Annotated in this window: 15 protein-coding genes and 2 pseudogenes; 5 read left to right on the plus strand and 12 right to left on the minus strand. The window is 39.0% G+C overall.

Annotation, left to right across the window (positions count from 1 at the left end; translation table 11 throughout):
- Positions 1-11 precede the first annotated feature (11 nt).
- The gene (cobT, locus tag ACFIJW_RS05620; RefSeq protein WP_375633584.1) at positions 12-1907 is read left to right on the plus strand and encodes a cobaltochelatase subunit CobT; all 1896 of its coding nucleotides are present in this window, start codon (positions 12-14) and stop codon (positions 1905-1907) included.
- 49 nt (positions 1908-1956) lie between these two features.
- Here the strand turns inward: cobT and ACFIJW_RS05625 are convergent.
- The 5 genes and pseudogenes from ACFIJW_RS05625 to rpmB form a co-directional block, all read right to left on the minus strand.
- Positions 1957-2651 (minus strand): annotated as a pseudogene (locus ACFIJW_RS05625) (HaeIII family restriction endonuclease).
- Positions 2576-2851, minus strand: a complete 276-nt coding sequence (locus tag ACFIJW_RS05630; protein ID WP_375633585.1) for a hypothetical protein — start codon at positions 2849-2851, stop codon at positions 2576-2578. Before ACFIJW_RS05630 ends, ACFIJW_RS05625 begins: the two are co-directional and overlap by 76 nt.
- Positions 2852-2859: 8 nt before the next feature.
- Positions 2860-3710, minus strand: a pseudogene (locus ACFIJW_RS05635) (DNA adenine methylase).
- A gap of 557 nt (positions 3711-4267) precedes the next feature.
- Positions 4268-4951 (minus strand): VUT family protein, encoded by a 684-nt coding sequence (locus ACFIJW_RS05640; RefSeq protein WP_375633586.1) that lies wholly within the window; start codon positions 4949-4951, stop codon positions 4268-4270.
- 76 nt (positions 4952-5027) lie between these two features.
- Positions 5028-5345: a 50S ribosomal protein L28 gene (rpmB, locus tag ACFIJW_RS05645; protein WP_375633587.1), complete on the minus strand. Its 318-nt coding sequence runs from the start codon at positions 5343-5345 to the stop codon at positions 5028-5030.
- Between the two features lie 295 nt (positions 5346-5640).
- Here rpmB and ACFIJW_RS05650 point away from each other — a divergent pair, with 295 nt between their 5' ends.
- From ACFIJW_RS05650 to ACFIJW_RS05660, 3 genes are all read left to right on the plus strand, one after another.
- The gene (locus ACFIJW_RS05650; protein ID WP_375633588.1) at positions 5641-6423 is read left to right on the plus strand and encodes an SURF1 family protein; all 783 of its coding nucleotides are present in this window, start codon (positions 5641-5643) and stop codon (positions 6421-6423) included.
- A 706-nt stretch (positions 6424-7129) separates the two neighbouring features.
- Complete coding sequence (gene purH, locus ACFIJW_RS05655; protein ID WP_375633589.1) at positions 7130-8749, plus strand: bifunctional phosphoribosylaminoimidazolecarboxamide formyltransferase/IMP cyclohydrolase; 1620 nt, start codon at positions 7130-7132, stop codon at positions 8747-8749.
- Positions 8750-9095: 346 nt separating this feature from the next.
- Positions 9096-9248, plus strand: a complete 153-nt coding sequence (locus tag ACFIJW_RS05660) for a DUF1127 domain-containing protein (protein ID WP_273790070.1) — start codon at positions 9096-9098, stop codon at positions 9246-9248.
- A 925-nt stretch (positions 9249-10173) separates the two neighbouring features.
- Here ACFIJW_RS05660 and ACFIJW_RS05665 read toward each other — a convergent pair.
- The 3 genes from ACFIJW_RS05665 to htpX all read right to left on the minus strand — a co-directional run bounded on the left by ACFIJW_RS05665 (position 10174) and on the right by htpX (position 14448).
- Positions 10174-11919, minus strand: coding sequence for a heparinase II/III family protein (locus ACFIJW_RS05665; RefSeq protein WP_375633590.1), 1746 nt, complete (start codon positions 11917-11919; stop codon positions 10174-10176).
- A 64-nt stretch (positions 11920-11983) separates the two neighbouring features.
- Positions 11984-13348: an RsmB/NOP family class I SAM-dependent RNA methyltransferase gene (locus ACFIJW_RS05670; protein ID WP_375633591.1), complete on the minus strand. Its 1365-nt coding sequence runs from the start codon at positions 13346-13348 to the stop codon at positions 11984-11986.
- A gap of 47 nt (positions 13349-13395) precedes the next feature.
- Complete coding sequence (htpX, locus tag ACFIJW_RS05675; protein WP_375633592.1) at positions 13396-14448, minus strand: zinc metalloprotease HtpX; 1053 nt, start codon at positions 14446-14448, stop codon at positions 13396-13398.
- An 83-nt stretch (positions 14449-14531) separates the two neighbouring features.
- Here htpX and ACFIJW_RS05680 point away from each other — a divergent pair, with 83 nt between their 5' ends.
- Complete coding sequence (locus ACFIJW_RS05680; protein WP_375606032.1) at positions 14532-14747, plus strand: DUF1674 domain-containing protein; 216 nt, start codon at positions 14532-14534, stop codon at positions 14745-14747.
- A 135-nt stretch (positions 14748-14882) separates the two neighbouring features.
- On the opposite strand, the gene rpsP is transcribed toward ACFIJW_RS05680, so the two are convergent.
- The 4 genes from rpsP to ACFIJW_RS05700 form a co-directional block, all read right to left on the minus strand.
- Entirely contained in the window at positions 14883-15257 is a 375-nt protein-coding gene (gene rpsP / locus ACFIJW_RS05685) for a 30S ribosomal protein S16 (protein WP_375612227.1), read from the minus strand.
- A gap of 16 nt (positions 15258-15273) precedes the next feature.
- On the minus strand, positions 15274-15603 hold the full coding sequence (locus ACFIJW_RS05690; protein WP_375633593.1) for a chorismate mutase: 330 nt from the start codon (positions 15601-15603) through the stop codon (positions 15274-15276).
- Between the two features lie 24 nt (positions 15604-15627).
- Positions 15628-17196 carry a signal recognition particle protein gene (gene ffh, locus ACFIJW_RS05695; protein WP_375633732.1) on the minus strand — a complete coding sequence of 523 codons (1569 nt, stop codon included), beginning with the start codon at positions 17194-17196 and terminating at the stop codon, positions 15628-15630.
- Between the two features lie 230 nt (positions 17197-17426).
- The gene (locus tag ACFIJW_RS05700) at positions 17427-18083 is read right to left on the minus strand and encodes a carbonic anhydrase (RefSeq protein ID WP_375633594.1); all 657 of its coding nucleotides are present in this window, start codon (positions 18081-18083) and stop codon (positions 17427-17429) included.
- Positions 18084-18181 lie beyond the last annotated feature (98 nt).

Genomic DNA, 18181 nt, shown 5'->3' on the forward strand with positions numbered 1-18181 from the left:
ATCTGTCACTCATGGCTACCGATATTGGCGACAACAAAAATCCGGCAAAAGATTCTTCCAACAACACTCTTAATGCTGAAGCTTTTAAAAAAGCACTTTCCGCCTGTATGCGTGCGATTGCAGGCACAAACAACCTTGAAGTTTCCTTTAGTCATAACCGACCATCTTTAAGCGAAAGTTGCGCGCGTTTACCAGAATTACCTCAATACGCAACGAATAAAGACATCACTATTACCCGCGGACTAGGTGATTCCATGGCTCTGCGCAAAGCATGGCATGACAACCGCATTCACATGCAATTTTCTCCACTAGAATCAGAAGCACGTGCTGTCTTTGATGCCCTCGAACAAACACGTGTTGAAGCAATTGGTACTTTAGCCATGGAGGGACTTGCAAAAAATCTTGATGTCATGCTCGCCGATAAATACAAAAGAGCCCATTATCATAAAATTAGCAACCAAAGTGAAGCCCCCATCCAAGAAGCGATTGCACTTTTATTGCGTGAAAAAATAACAAAGCGCGCAGCTCCAAGAGAAGCGGGTTCTGTCTTAGAATTGTGGCGTAAAGAACTCGAACAAAAAGCAGCATCACAACTCAATGAACTCCCACATCATATTTACAACCAACAAGCTTTTGCACAGATTGTTCGCCAAATGCTTGTTACACTCAAAATGACAGTGCAACAAGCTGAAGCTTCTAACAGTGAAAACAATAAAAAATTAAAAAATGCGTGTGAACCTCAAGACCAAAGAGAAGAAGAGAGTAAAAACAAAAAACACGCTCAAAGTGAAGAACAAACCAGCACTGAACAAGAAAGTGATGTGCAAGATGATGGAAAAACACAAGCGACACAATCAAACAACAATGATCAAGCTGACGGCGAGCAAAAAAATGGACCTTGGCAAGAAAAGCCGAGCAAACCCAAACACCTTTTTTCTGATTCGGAACAAATGCAAAGACTTGGCAATTATAAAATATTCACCCGTCAATTTGATGAAATTTTGGAAGCAACAGATTTTTGTTCTGAAAACGAGTTAGATCACTTACGCCGTTATCTTGATAAGCAAATCAATCATCTGCAAAACATCGTTGGACGTTTAGCAAACCGTCTCCAGCGCCGCTTGATGGCGCAACAAAATCGCAACTGGAACTTTGACCTTGAAGAAGGATATCTTGATACAACACGGCTTCCACGTCTAATTATTGACCCCATGCAACCCCTTTCTTTTAAAATGGAAAGCAACACCCAATTTCGGGACACAGTTGTTTCACTCCTCATTGATAATTCTGGCTCAATGCGTGGACGCCCCATTAGCGTTGCTGCAAGTTGTGCTGATATTTTGGCACAAACTCTTGAACGTTGTGGTGTCAAAGTTGAAATTTTAGGTTTTACCACCAAAACTTGGAAAGGGGGCAAATCGCGCGAACAATGGCTTACCCAAAACAAACTCCATAATCCTGGACGCCTCAATGATTTATGCCATATCATCTATAAAAGTGCTGATACCCCATGGCGTCGCGCGCAACGCAATTTAGGTTTGATGATGCAAGAAGGATTATTAAAAGAAAATATCGACGGAGAAGCTTTGATTTGGGCTCATCAACGCCTTTTATCACGGCGTGAACAACGTCGCATCCTCATGGTCATTTCTGATGGTGCTCCTGTTGACGATTCGACACTATCGGTCAACTCCAGCAATTATTTAGAAAAACACTTACGCGCAGTGATTCAAGAAATCCAAACACACTCCCCTATCGAACTCATTGCCATTGGAATTGGTCATGACGTCACACGTTATTATCAACGTGCTGTAACAATTATGAATGCTGAAGAACTCGCCGACGCCATAACAAAACAATTAGAAATACTTTTTAGTGATAAAAGAACTCATATTCATAAGAAATAAACCTGCCTTGAATCAGCAACGATTACATTTTAAAAAATTATCTCTATCATTAAACCATCGGAATTTGATGACTAACAACCTGAGAAGATAATCCCACAAATTGAATATCGAACTTTAAGGAAGCTTCTACTTTACTGGATGCATTATGAATCCTAAAAGAAATGCTCCAACCATCTTCAAAATTATAATGAGTTTGTTTTTACTTTCTGGTTTTAGTGCAACGGATAAAATTTTGCTTGGAATTTTCCATTTACGACCATATCCTAGAGTGCCATTCAAATTAAAAGACTGAATAATAACCCGTTTTTGTTTAGATCTTGTATCTATCATAATCTTATAAAAATCATAAGAACCTATAACATACTGAAACAATAGCTTCACAAATTTATCTTGATAATCTAAACAAAGCCTTTGAAGTTCTTTAGAAAAAGCTTCTAGGATTGGAAGATAAACTCTGCTGTCTTTATCCTCTATATCTCTAAAGAACATCTTCTTATCTCTAAGCTCTGCTAAATAATCAAAAATAGGACTAACTTCATTGAAATAAACGCTGCTACAAGAATAACCTGTCCATTCTTTACCAAAATCTATTTTACTGGAAAGGCGAGGATGTTTGATAGCGCTATGATTATGTTTTGCAGAAATACCAATAGGATTTTCAGGAACTTTTAAAATAATATCACGGACATCTCCTTTGATCCCAACAAAATCTTCCTGAAGAACAATAGTTTTCGTGTTTCTAATATTTTTATCATGTAACTGTAAAAAATGGCTGCTTCAATAGAAGCAAGATTTAAAAGCCTTTTTTCAGTATCATTAAATAAATTATAAAAAGACTCCGCTATTTGAAAAGACGAATTAAACTCTATAGAAGCCTTTGTTGCTTTTTTAAAACCCATAGCCAAAGCATATTCAAAGGCTTTTCCATTTTCTACCTGATTCATGCAATTTCCTAAAGATCCTTACTCAAAATTACGAGTTCATTTGATTTTTTATTGTTTCCCATACCGTAAGTCCATTCAGGATTAAGTATTGTATGTCCTTTATAAAGTTCTCTAACTTCCACACAATCATTATAAGATAAAACCCATCCTTGACGCTTTCTCAAAAGTTCAGCAAGAGCTTGATGATCAAAAGAATTATGTTTATCGCCTTTGTGACCGTAAAGTTTTTGATTAATAAGGTACGGAGGATCACAATAAAGAAAATCGTTAGAGTGTTTAGGAATACTTTCTGTAAAATCTCTGTGTTCCACTATGAAGTTTTCAATCTTAAAATCTTTAAGCCGTTCAATAGAACGATAATTGAATCGGGGGTGTCCTGGAGACATACCACCAGAAAGTGTCGTTCCGGAAAAAGAAGAACGATTAAGAACAAAAAAACGGCAGCAATCTCTAATTGATTTTTAATATTCCCAAAAGTTTTTTGGAGATTATAAAACATTACGGGAGTCATATCTTCATATTCTCTCACTTTTTCTGCAAGAGCTGAAGCATCTTTCAAAAGCATCTGCCAAAAAATAACAAGCGGCTTAAAAGCATCATAAGCATAAACCCTTGTTCCTCTTTTTGCTAAGGTTAATTCAATTGAACCGCCTCCTACAAAAGGAGAACATAAAGTTTTCTGTTTCCTTATATAGTTATTAATAATCATAGGAACAGCACGACTTTTCCCTCCCGGATAACGAAGAAGTGATTTTACAATAGGCAACTCCCTAGTCTCTCTCTGTTTTTTCAAGGAAGTTAATACAAAATTATCAAATAAAGCCTCTGTATGATCTGTTTGATTTATCATTTTATTCATACTATCAGCTCCAAGTATCGCATTTCTAACCTACAATTATCTAAAATAAACACTCGAAGCGTTTGCCAAATTCTACAGAGATCGCAATTATAACAAATTGTAAATTCATTAACATATCTGCACAAACATTTGTTACTAAAATAATGATAAATATCAGTATAACCAAATTTTAAAACTGTCAAAAAATACTTGATACCATTGGTATTTATTTTTCTATTTATATACTACCCAAATGTATATCGAAATGTTTTTTCCTTTATAAGAACCAAGTTTCTTATAGCTCAAATAATCATAAGTAAGACATCACAACTCTTAACAAAACATTTTTGATCCTTTATAAGAGCTTTATTATCTGTTTTTAATGCTGATAAGATGCTCTTATCCCATACTGAATCAGTCAAAACCATTTCCTTACACATCGTAAGCATAGATGATGTATGGATAAATACAACTTGAGAAAAGAATCAAAATACCTCTTATAAATCCGCTTAAATTCTGCCCTTAGAGGACAGAACTCCCCTCCCCTCTTCTTTAGCAAAACAAAAGAACAAAGACCATTATTTGTTACAAACAAAAGAAGAATCATCCTTTGAAGGACTTTGATAAAGAGGAAGCTTTACAATATTAAGAATTGTTCCATAAGGAATCAACATAAACAGGCTCATAATAATTTTTACCGAAAAATCACCAAAAGCAAGCGATAACCAAACTGGCATGCCTATCCCTCCCAAAACAGTACTCTCCACTAGTGAACTATCAGCATAGCCTGTTATCTTATCAAGAACAGCAAACGAGCTAGAAAAAGCAAGAGCAAAAAACAGCACTGTATCCAAAGCTGAACCAACCAACGCTGCTGCTAAAGGTGCTTTCCACCATGTTTTACGTCGCAAAGGAGTAAAAACAACAATATCAAGGAGTTGCCCAAATAAAAATGCAAAACTAGAAGCAAGTGCAAGCCGTGGTGTCGCCAATATCCAAGAAACAAAGACACCCGTAAAAAAACCAGCATAAACCACACGCCGCGCAGCAGATGGACCATAAAAACGATTGGTCAAATCATTGATTAGAAAAGCAAATGGATAGGTAAAAGCCCCATAAGTCAACAGCGCATTCAAATCAAACCAATAGACAGGATATTGAACTAAAATATTAGAAGCCGTGACAGCAAGGCACATTGCAAAAATAGAAAAAACAACATACCTTTTCTTTTGCTGTTCTAATAAAAGACCGCTTGAAGACATTTTTTTAACCTGGGATATGGAACCAATAAAACAGAGCGATCAAAAAGAAAAAAGCCAAAAACAATAACGCTGAAAATTACGCTGCTTGTTCAGCCTTCTGCTCACCTTCTTGCTCAGCTTTTTTCTTAACGATTTGGCGTTTTAACAAACGCGCACGTTGTGACAACTCTTTATCGTCTGCTTTAATCAAAAAACCATCAAGACCACCGCGGTGCTCAACAGAACGCAACGCATTTGCTGAAATACGCAAGCGATAACTTTGCTGTAACACCTCTGAAATCAATGTCACATTGCAAAGATTTGGTAAAAAACGACGCCGAGTCTTATTATTCGCATGGCTAACATTATTACCATACAGAACCGTCTTCCCTGTCAATTCACATGCACGAGACATAAACTTCACCCTTAAACTCTAAGAAACTTTCAAATCCCCATACCCAAAGGACACAATGAACGCAAAACACGCGCAATGCAACCTTGAACGGGCATCATTGGGAAGTTTCTTTCTAATAGGGGGTCGACAACAAAAGGTCAAGTCTTTTATAAAACCTTTTTCATCTCTTGTTGGCTCATTTTTCATCTTTTTCCTCAATAAGGCGTGCAAATTCCACCAAAACGCGTACAAAATGTTTTTTTTAATATATACATGTTAGAATAAAAGCCTATTGTCCCGAAAGGAAGCACAAATCATGAGCAAAAAAGAGCCCCCTATGACAAAGCTTCAGGGAAATTCTTGCCGTTTTTCTTCTTTTTTATTTGGAACTTTATGTATTTGTTTTTTTCTTCTCTTCAGTGCATTAGGTATATGGCAAGTACAACGGTTAAACTGGAAAACAAATCTTATCACCAGTACCAATCAACGCATTCATTTGCCCCCCATAAAAGCCCCTCCAAAAAATCAATGGTCAGATGTTACTTTTGAAAAATATGAATATCAACCTGTTATTATCACAGGAAAATTTTTAACAGATAAAAATATTTTAGTCACTGCTGCCGCTCAAAATACTACAGGCTATTGGGTTTTGACTCCTTTAAAAACTGCTGATAATACACTGATCTTTATCAACCGTGGCTTTATCCCCATGGATGAACGTAACAATTTTCAAAACACAGAGCAATCACATACAAATGCCTTATCTCAGCAAAATTCTACCACAGACACAGAACAAACAACGATTATAGGTTTATTACGCATGAGTGAAAAAAATGGATTTTTCCCGCGTAAAAATAATCCTGACAAAAATTTATGGTATACGCGCGATCTCCCCGCTATGGCACAAAAACTTGGTTTGTCCACTGTTGCCCCTTATTTCATTGATGCCAGAAAAACATCTCCACAAGCAAAACTTCCCGTCGTTGGTCTTACGATTATCCATTTTCGAAATAATCATCTCGTTTATGCAATCACGTGGTTTATTTTAGCTACTGGTGTGTTAGGAGGTTTTCTTTTTCTGCTACGGCAAAAAAACTAAAAAAAAATACCTCTTCCATCTCAAGTAACAAAAATTTTTAGAATCTTGAAAACTGATAAAGAGAATAAAAGCTACCAACTTGCGCCTTTGTTAAATTAAAGATCATAAGCATACAATGAACTTTATACCATCCACAAAAGATTTACGCGACACTCTTATCAAAAAAACATCATAAAATAGGGTTGATTCATTAAAGATGTAATGCCCAAAAATGTGAAGAAATGCATTATCTTCACTCTTAAAAAGAATTGTCATAAACGCTTTTGAAAAACATAAAGCCAAATTTTAAAATGATAGAAAAGATAGGCACCTATTTTTGCCTTTATAATTTTATATTCTTGCTTCATTAGATTGTTTCCCATTTCAGAGATTACTCCAATTGATATACGCAATACTTTCGCCTTCATCTAATATAAAAGCTAATATAGCAAAGAACATACGGATACATTTTTTGTTTCACAACTGCTATGAAGATGAGATATTGAATTATAAGCAACAAAAAAACATTTAATTTCTCAACGCGACTTTTATACCTATCATCACACCTCAAATGAGAGGTTTTTACAGGATAATAGAAAAAGGTGAGTCATCCTATATTCTAAAAAGGCAGTTTATCCTTTCAGTGTATTTTGCTAAAGGCTTATGCTATAAACGTATAAGCGTGTTTTACTAGAATTTTAACTCTTTCATTTTTAAGGCTGCTGTTATGGGTGTTGTTGCCAAAAATTTTCCCATACCTGATCTTCATCGGGTTCGTCGTGTTCTCTTTTCTGTGTCTGATAAAACGGGTGTGGTTGCTTTTGCACAAGCCCTTCATGCTACTTACAATGTTGAATTAATTTCAACAGGAGGAACAGCCAAAACCCTCATAGCGGCTGGTTTACCCGTAAAAGATGTTGCTGAAGTTACCGGATTTCCTGAAATAATGGATGGGCGTGTAAAAACACTCCATCCTTTGATTCATGGTGCTTTGTTAGGGGTAAGAGAAGATCCTAACCATAGGGAAGCTATGGAAAAGAACAGCATTCATGGAATTGATCTTTTGGTGGTGAATCTTTACCCTTTTGAAGAGACGATCCTTTCGGGAGCTGATGGGCAAACGATTCTTGAAAATATTGATATCGGTGGACCGGCGATGATTCGCGCCGCGGCAAAAAATTATGCTTATACCGGTGTTGTAACAGCGATAAAAGATTATGATTCGATTCTAGCTGAATTAAAGCAGCATAATGGATGTTTAAGCTTATCTATGCGTCATCAGCTAGCAATGCGCGCTTATGCACACACCGCTGCTTATGATACGGCAATAGCATCATGGTTTGCACGGGATTTAGAAATTGAAACTCCATCGTGGCAGAGTTTTTCTGGTCATCTTGAAAACGTTATGCGCTATGGAGAAAATCCACATCAACAGGCAGCATTTTATCGCAATAATGAAAAACGTTTTGGTATTGCAACAGCAAAACTTTTACAAGGCAAAGCGCTTTCTTATAACAATCTGAATGATACAGATGCAGCCTTTGAACTTGTGGCAGAATTTGATCCGCAAAAAACCGCTGCTGTCGCTCTTATTAAACATGCCAATCCTTGTGGTGTTGCGGAAGGAGAAAATTTGAAAGAAGCTTATTTGAAAGCTTTTATGTGTGATAATGTATCGGCATTTGGTGGAATTGTTGCTTTAAATCAAATCCTTGATGAGGAATGTGCTGAAGAGATTGTTAAAATTTTCACAGAAGTGATTATTGCTCCTGATGCCACAATGGCGGCACGTGAAATTATTGCCAAGAAAAAAAATCTTCGTTTGCTCATTACAGGTGGAGTTCCTGATCCACGCTGTGGAGGACTTCTTGCGAAAACACTTGCAGGAGGTATTTTAGTGCAATCACGTGATAACGTGGTAGTCGATGATCTTAAATTGCAAGTAGTGACAAAGCGGGCACCAACTCAAGATGAAATGCGTGATCTTCAATTTGCTTTTCGTGTAGCAAAGCACGTTAAATCAAATGCTATTGTGTACGCGAAAAATAGCGCAACAGTTGGAATTGGAGCCGGACAAATGAGCCGCATCGATTCAGCCAAAATTGCTGCAAGTAAAGCAGCAGAAAGTGCGCAAAGAGCAGGCTTAATAGAAACTCTCACAAAAGGATCTGTTGTTGCATCAGATGCATTTTTTCCTTTTGCAGATGGTTTATTAGCAGCAGCTGAAGCAGGAGCAACAGCAGTTATTCAACCAGGAGGCTCCATGCGTGATGAAGAAGTTATCGCCGCTGCTGATGCACAGGGGTTAGCGATGGTTTTTACAGGAACACGTCACTTCCGCCATTAATAATTTTGCTGCTTTTCTTTTCGTATGAGACAAATGTTTCAAGGAATTTTTCATAATTATCGTATGACTATTGATAACTGTTGAAATGGAAGCAGTTATTCAATCCAAAGAATCTACACGTGAAGAAGTTTATCACCGCAGAAAATGCACATAATTTAGCCATTGGTTAGGGATAAGATGTTCTTGTTGATATTTTTAATGGTTACCCTTTCGCATGAGGAAAATGTTAAAGGGATATTATCTTGTATGTAGATGCATACCTGCTATGATATTATAACACAACTCTTTTTAGTAATATACTCTATTCTTAAACTAAAGAGTGTAATGAAAAGTTTGAGTAGAGGATATGAATATTCTACGTTTTTATAGTAATTGGCGCCGTTATCGTCGAACCGTTAATGCGTTAAGTCGTCTTTCAACATATGAACTCAGCGATCTTGGAATTTGTCGAGGTGATATTGATTCAATTGCACGACGTTATTCGCGTAAATCTTTATGAAAATTGTTTGAGATATTTGAGAGAATGCTTTGCTATAAAAAAGTGCGCATTTTGTGGTTTGTTATTATGACTTCATTTTTAGTATAATAACAAAGAGCAGAAGGGTTATTTTTCTTGGCCATTGTAATGTATTGTTTCTCGAATTTTCAATGCTTCTGTGATGTACAACATTTGATTTGTAATAATAATTTAGCGTTATTCATATTAAATTAGAACCCCGAATACCGTAAGTTTCTCTCATTTCAAATCTATGTATGTTGAATCAACCAAAACCATTCGCCTGCACGTTACAAGCGGGGGGAGCTGTATGGATAAAAGCCATTAAGAAAAGGCTAAAAATGCCTCTTATGAACCCTCTCTAGTGCCAAGAGCTTGTTACAAACATTGGACACTGATCAATAGTGTGATAGTGCCAAGCTGCTCCTTCATAAGCGTAAAGATGGGGGGTGCTTAATGGATTTACCGTTATACCCATCACGGGCATCGTCGCAAAATAGGCTTGGAAGCGTTAAGGGATTTTTCTTTAAAATAAGTCCGTGAATATACAATACAATAGCGCTCTGTTTTTCGTGAGGAGTGTAGCCCTATTAATGCAACTCTCTCAGAGAGAAATATTGATCCCAACATCACACTTAAAAACTTATCGAAGATAAGCAACGACTTAATTTTCTCTCCATATCTTTAAAGGATCAAAATCCTTAACTAGTACTCATCTGTCAACAAGGGTCTTTCAAAAACTTTTTTTCTGAAGCCAATCCCTTTAGCATCACCTCATGAGATTCTATGAGCAAACCTTGCCTAAAAACATCCAACCCATACTCCCAAAAAATGCTTCGTGTATAAAATTGATATGATCTTCAAATTTTGAGAATATTACCACAATAAACAATAATGTTTTGCGACACGCAATATAAAACGCAATATACTATGGGTTGGAACAATGTTCTAATTTTTTATCAAACGCTTTACGGATAAAACGCCAACGAACTTTTTCCTGAAATGCAGGACGAAAATATAAAACAATCTGTTGTGTCCGTTGTGGACCTGTTAATTCTGCAAAATCAATCGAATCTTCAAGACAAATATCTGCGTCAGGCGATATAAAATACCATATTTGTTCGCTCTTCACGTTCTCGTTCTTTACGGCTAAACACACACGTTTGCCATCATAGTTAACTTCAACTTGTGGATGAAGATGAAATCGAACAGCAACATAATTTTGTTCATTTTGCACACTCTTGTGTCTTTTTCTCCCTTTACTTGGCATAAAAAAGCGATCAAAACCTTCGATCGTATCTCCATTTGTCGCCAAAATAAGACCACGCTCATGAATAAGATTAAAGGGTCGCACATAACCATTATGACTCGCAATAAAACCTGTCTTCTCTGAATCCTCTATACGGCACACTTGAACATCTGTTGGTCCATCAAACAAAAATGGCGCGCCATTTTTCTTTTTATGATAAAAAGCACCCACTGAACAATCATTAAGCGTAGCTGTTGAATGTGCTGCAGTAACACGCCCTAAATGTCGATACTCTTCCCGCCCATCAGGATTAACACCGGTATTGATAATAAAACGGTGCCCTTGTGAAGACATTTCAAAAGACAAACACCCCGAACAAGCCTGCTGTGCTACAGAGCGGGGTGGAAACTTTCCTGTATCTGCAAGCACTGTTGTTTGATTGGCTTTTAAGCGCTGAAATCCTGAATAACGGGCATAACTAAAAGGATGTCCTCCTGTTTCATCAAGCTCCAAAAGTGATGATAATCGTTCCGATACAAGGGGACCAACCCCATTAAAATGGGCCAACGTTTGATCCTCATGGATAAAGAATCGTAAAGCTGGCAACATACGCTCAACAGAATCAATCAAAATACGGGGTGCTGTTTCATTGCTACGCATAAAAAGATGCCGTAACGACAATAAATCCGATAACAAATTCAGCAAAATAACAGGACTACGGGAAATATGCCCACCATCAACTAGGATTTGACGGGAAAGCTCCTCTATAAGTGTGGTTTGTACCTTTTTTTTCACTGCCACAGAAACAGGCAAAGCAAGAGATGCGAATGTCAAAGCCACTGCTGCTTGTAAACGTTGATCATTGTGCTCCATACTACAAATTGTCACGCGCAAATAACGAAATTGCAAACCAAGTGCACGCAAAAAGCGTTTTTCAAACCGCTCACTTGCCCCTTCTAACAACATTTTCGAATGACAAATCCATGAAATCAAGCGCCGCGCCACAACAGGACCACTCCAAGCAAGTCCTTTTACCTTCTTGCCAGCATGGTCAAACCAATCTTCTAAAAGAGAGCGTGCATGTGCAGAAGCTAAATCACTTCCTGCTGCCTCCATATGGCGCAACCAATGAAAATCATGTAGAGCCGCTTCCCATTCTAGCGTTGGTGGAACCAATGAAAACGGCGAAACAGCACCAGAATGAACAATGTGACCAGCAAAAGCAAAACGACCATGATAAAATTCATGCGCCATCATAGAGTCTGCTACATGCAAATCCATGGGATGCGCTAAAATTTTATGAGGACGAAACCCTGAAAATCGCCAACGAAACAATGGTCCAACCCATAAACGCCGCATAACATTCTGTATCGTATCGATACAGGCTGCCACTTTTACCTGAGGAGCTTTTACCGCAACCGCCAAAATTTCATCTCCATTTATGCTGAATCAAATACAATTTCGACCATTTTTGTAAATGAAGCGTTAATTAAGCAATTTTTCGTAAGCGCGCAGCGAAAAAACCATCCATTCCTAAAAATACGGTTTTCTCAGCATAAAAATTTTTATGACAAAAATCCGCAGGCGTTGTCCGTAACACCCCCTCACAAAGCAAATGCTCCAGTGCTCCTATTTCCTCTGGACAAATAGGGTCTAAAACAATGTCATTGCGTGTCGACAAAATTTTCTCAATAAGATCTTCACCTTCTTCTCTTGCCAATGAACAATTGGAAAAAACAATCCGCCCCTCTACCTTCACCAAAGAAATTGCTGCGACAAGCAAATCATATTGCAACGCCGCTAACTTAACGATATCATCCTTCGATTTCGTCCATAAAATATCTGGATGACGACGGATTGTTCCTGTAGAAGAACAAGGAGCATCAAGAAGAACCGCATCAAAAAGCTGTGTGGGATAGAAATTTCTCACATCGCCCTGCCAAATGTGAACTGAAAAATGAAGCCGTTCCATATTTTCTTTTAAACGCTTTATGCGGTTAGCAGAAAGCTCAATTGCAGTCACCTCAGCCCCTTGCAAAGCCAATTGTGCTGTTTTTCCCCCAGGGCTCGCACAAAGATCAGAAACGCGTTTACCCTCAATATTCCCAAGTAAACAAGCAGGCAAAGCTGCTGCAAAATCTTGGACCCACCAAGACCCTTCACGATAGCCTGGTAAATCAGAAACAGAACACTCCAGACGCTTCAATCGAACAGAACCATTGGGCAATACCACACCGCCAAGCCTTTCAGCCCATCCACCACTATCAGATTTCACTGTCAAATCGAAAGGAGGTTCCACACTTTGAATTGCGATAATCTTATGCGCCTTTTCTGTTCCATAAGCTGACACTAAAAGCTGTCCAAACCACGCTGGAACACCTTCAATAGTAGGAACTTGTTGGCGTAAAGGCTCTGCCTCACGCGCAACATTGCGCAAAAGAGCATTCACCACCCCTGAAAAACGGCGCATTCGAGGATCAAGTTTCGCCACACGGACAGCTAAATCAATAGCCGCATGATCGGGAATATCAAGATAAAGAATTTGTGCAACACTGATATGCAAAAGATGCTGAAGTGAAAGTGCTTGTGAAGGCAAAGGACGCGCCAAAAAGCGTGAGAGAGCCGCCATAATCTGCCCTCGATGACGCAATGAAGCTGTTAAAATAGCCCGACATAACAAACGATCTCGTTGTGAAAGCTTCAAATATTGTGGATGTCCGTGTTCATTATCCGTCAAACCAGACAGAGGCGTGTACTTATCAACTACCGCCCCCAAAAGACGCACACACACCTGTCGAACAGCTAATCCTGGAACATTTTTTTCAGACACATGCCCCGCTTTTTTGTGTTTCAAAACACCACCTTTATATCACTATTTTCTCAAGAGCTCCCTCAATAACTCTATGAACCAGATCTTTTTGAATTTTCATAACGAAGCCAAGAGGGACGTTTTGTAACACGCTGAAAAGAACTGTTTTCTTGCTCACCTAATGCATGAGTCTGACCACTATGAAAATCTCCATAGTTCATCCCGCTGCTTTTTTCATGTATAGCGTCTTCTTTATTCCATCCCACACTTTTGGCAAGAGCCCCTTTCATCTCTTCTGCTTGCTGATAAAGAGCAGCGATACGATTTGCAGTTGCTGGATGTGTCGAAAAAAGACTATCCGCTCCCTCACCGCTCAAAGGATTAATAATAAACAGATGCGCGGTTGCTGGATTATGCTCTGCTTCTTCATTATATACCCCACGTCCTCCATCAGCAATCTTACGCAATGCCGAAGCCAACCATAAAGGATTACCACATATTTCAGCCCCTCTACGATCCGCAGCATATTCCCGTGTACGGCTAATCGCCATTTGCACCAGCATCGCTGCAAAAGGCGCCACGAGCAATGCAATAAATCCTCCAATTGCCCCAGCGCCATGAGAATCTTCTGAAGAATTACGCTGTCCTCCCCCTCCCATAAAGAAAGCAAAATTACCAAGCATTGAAATTGCCCCTGCAATCGTTGCGGTTAGAGTCATTGTTAACGTATCACGATGCTCAATATGTGCGAGCTCATGCGCCATAACGCCGGCAATTTCCTCAGCGCTTAACCGCTCTAACAACCCAGTACTTGCAGCAACAGCTGCATTTTGCGGATTACGTCCCGTCGCAAAAGCATTTGGCTGTGCATTCTCAATAACATAAATTTTTGGTTGAGGAAGAGAAGCTTTTTTAGCTAAATCGCTTACAATCTTATAATAAACTGGTGCTGAATGCTGATCAACTTCACGCGCCCCGTACATGCGTAAAACGATTTTATCTGAATTCCAATAAGAAAAAAAGTTTAAACCACTTGCCATTAAAAGAGCAATGACCATGCCACCACCCCCTCCAACAAGATAACCAACTCCCATAAAGAGAGCAGTTAAAAAAGCCAAAAGCATAGCTGTACGCATTATATTCATTACTCAAAAAACTCCATGATAAAAGTCAATCAATACTATATGATGGTGTTTTCTTTCTGCTTCTTCAATGGAATAGGTGTAAAATGAATAAAAAAGATGAGAAAACAAGCAAAAAAAATGCAACTGTCATTAAACAGCAATCTCTTTCTCCCGCAGCACAACGCGCCCTTAAAGAAGCTGAAGAAAGACGAAAACGCGCAACAAAAAAAGAACAACCTTTAGAAAACGGCGGACGCGGCGGCAAAGACCCTTCCCGCTATGGAGACTGGGAAATTAAAGGCCGCGCCATTGATTTTTAAAACCATTGATTTAAAAAAACCAGCGCGATTTAAACAAGCAACTTTTTAAAGAAAATCCGTTTTTGATAGACAAAAACGGATAATATTTATTTTTCTAAAGCTTTTAAAAACACATTGATTAAACAACCATGCTTCTTATGCTGTAGCAGATTCTGCTTCAGCCGCTGCCGCTGCTTCTTCTGCCGCTTGCTTTGCTGCTGCTATACGTTCTTGTGCTTTTTTACCCGGTTCACCTTTATGTGGATTATTACGAGTTGGACGCTTTTTCAAGCCAGCTGCATCTAAAAACCGTAAAACGCGATCTGTTGGTTGAGCCCCTTGCCCAAGCCAATATTGGATACGTTCTTCATTAAGTTTCACCCTCGGTCCATCTTTAGGCAACATTGGATCCCATGCACCAACACGTTCAAGAAACCGTCCATCGCGCGGACTACGAACATCTGCAACGACGATATGATAGTAAGGACGTTTTTTTGAACCTCCACGGGACAAACGAATTTTCAATGCCATATTTTATCTCCTATTGTCAGCTCTGGCTTTCGTTTAAATTGACTTTTTTTGTTTTTTGCTCTTCAGCAATAACTTCATGATGACTCACAACTTCTTTAATAATAAATTTTAAAAATCTTTCAGCAAAATCAGGATCAAGATGACTATCTATAGCCAATTGCCGCAAACGCGCTACCTGATATTGCTCACGCAGAGGATCTACTTTAGGCAAATCATAATGGGCTTTTAAGCGCCCAACAGCTTTCGTACAACGAAACCGCTCTGCTAAGATATGAATCAAGGTTGCATCAAAATTATCAATGGATGCTCGTAAATGTGCCAATTCGTTTAATACTGTTTCCTGCATTATATTCCTTTCCCTCTTTACATCTTATTTTTTCTTAGGATGCTGAGGAAAATTTCCCCCATCGACAATGCCATTGGAAAGACCAGGAAATGTAGATCCACGCTTAGGAAGTCCGGGCAAGAGCTTCCCTCCATTACCATTTTCAATTTGCTTTTGAAGCATTGAGAATTGCTTTGGATCCAATCCCGACAAATCCGGCATAGCTGGAGAATCCCCTCCCAAGTTTCCCATACCACCAAAACCCATTTTGGAACCAAGGCCTCCCAACATTTTTCCCATAAAACCACTTTTTCCTTTACCACCCATGGCTTTCATCATATCAGCCATTTGGCGATACATCTTCAAAAGTTTATTAATATCAGCCGCTGTCGTACCAGACCCCTTAGCAATTCGTTGTTTGCGGCTATGTTTTAAAAGCTCTGGATTCGCCCGCTCTTTCGGTGTCATAGATGAAATAATGGCCAATTGACGATCAAACAAACGATCATCAAACCCCGCAGCCGCAATCTGCTCTTTGACCTTCCCCATTCCTGGCAACATGCCCATAATACCGCCCATTCCACCCAGTTTTTTCATTTTCTGCAACTGTTCTGCAAGATCATTCAGATCAAATTTTCCGGCTTGCATTTTTTTTGCAAAAGCAGCAGCTTTCTTGTGATCCATTGTTTCTGCAGCTTTTTCAACCAAAGAAACAATATCCCCCATTCCGAGAATACGATCAGCAATACGACTGGGATGAAATTCTTCTAAAGCATCTATTTTTTCACCAGTTCCAATTGCTTTAATTGGTTTACCTGTAACAGCACGCATAGAAAGAGCAGCGCCACCACGCCCATCACTATCCATCCGTGTTAAAATAATCCCCGTAATCCCTACACGCTCATCAAAAGAACGAGCAAGATGAACGGCATCTTGCCCCGTCAAACTATCAGCCACCAACATAATCTCATGAGGAAGGGAACATGCTTTAATTTCAGCCAATTCGAGCATCAAAGCTTCATCAATATGATTACGTCCTGCTGTGTCAAGAAGAAGCACGTCATAACCACCCAATTTAGCAGCCTGCACGGCACGTGATGCAATATCAACGGGCAGCTGACCCGCAATAATAGGCAAGCTTGCAAGTTTTGCCTGCTCTCCCAATTGGCGCAATTGTTCCTGTGCAGCGGGACGGCGTGTATCTAATGACGCCATGAGAACTTTTTTATTGTGCTTATCAGTAAAACGTTTTGCAAGCTTTGCTGTTGTGGTTGTTTTTCCCGAACCTTGCAAACCAGTCATCATGATAACAACAGGAGCTGGTGCATTTAAATCACTCAGAACGCTTTCATTTCCAAGAATATGAACCAATTCATCATGAACAATTTTAACCACCATTTGGCCTGGTTTAATTGATTTAACGATTTCGGCCCCAACAGCTTTTTCCCGAACTCTATCGGTAAAAGAGCGCACAACATCAAGAGCAACATCAGCTTCCAATAAAGCGCGACGAATTTCACGCAGCGCCTCTACAACATCCTGATCCGATAAAGCGCCACGTCCCGTCAAATGAGACAGGATAGAACCAAGTCGCTCTTGCAAGGATTCAAACATCATTTACCTCATTGTTGCATAACAAACAAACCAAAATAGCATCCGAGAACGCATCGCGCCGTCGGATGTTGACCTCTGAGATCTCTTTATACCCTTAAACCGGGGTCTCAGTCGGTGGCTCCAAGTTAATTTTGTCACTGAAAGCTTGCTCCTTCAAACAATAAAACCCCAGCTTTGTCAAGTTTTATCATAAAATGTCTTTTTATACGAAGAAATAAAAACAACAAATACTATACTTCAAAACTTTCAACTTCAACACGCATAAAACAACCTGTTTCCTGTTCCATGCTCCATAATTTTCCGCTAGAGATATCAAACCAAACCCCATGCAATGTCAAAAAACCTTGATCTTTGCGAAGCTTTATCCACGGAAACGTCTCTAAATTTCTCAACGAATGGTGAATAGAAAGCTGCTCTAATGCCGTCTGTTTTTCTGGCCAAGACAGCGACTTATTATTCAAAACGATTTCTGCTGCTGGAGCTAAGAGACTTATCCATTGACCGATAAAATCATTTGATAATAAAGATTTATATGTCTCATTAAGAGCAGTACGAATGCCTCCACAATGGGCATGACCAAAAACAACAATATGTCTCACCTCAAGCAATTGCACAGCATATTCAAGAGCTGCTGATGTTGCGTGATATTGGTCATCAGGAGAAAAAGGAGGAACCACATTCGCCACGTTGCGCAGAGTGAAAATTTCCCCTGGCTTAGCATCAAAAATCATTTCTGGTACTGCACGCGAATCACAACAAGCAATGACCAAAACTTCAGGTTTCTGCCCCTCAATCGCCAATTGCTGATAATCTGCTATTTTATATAAAAAATGATTGTTTATAAAGTTTTGGTAACCACTTAAAAGTCTTTCTGGTAAATGCGCCATTCTCTCTTTACTTTTGCTTCTTTTTTTACTTTCATTTTGTATAGTTTAAAAAACAAACTATTAACATACAAAAATACTAAAAATGCCCTTTCCTTGAA

Source organism: Bartonella sp. MM97QHHN (genome assembly GCF_042194285.1).
In the GTDB taxonomy this organism is placed as follows: domain Bacteria; phylum Pseudomonadota; class Alphaproteobacteria; order Rhizobiales; family Rhizobiaceae; genus Bartonella.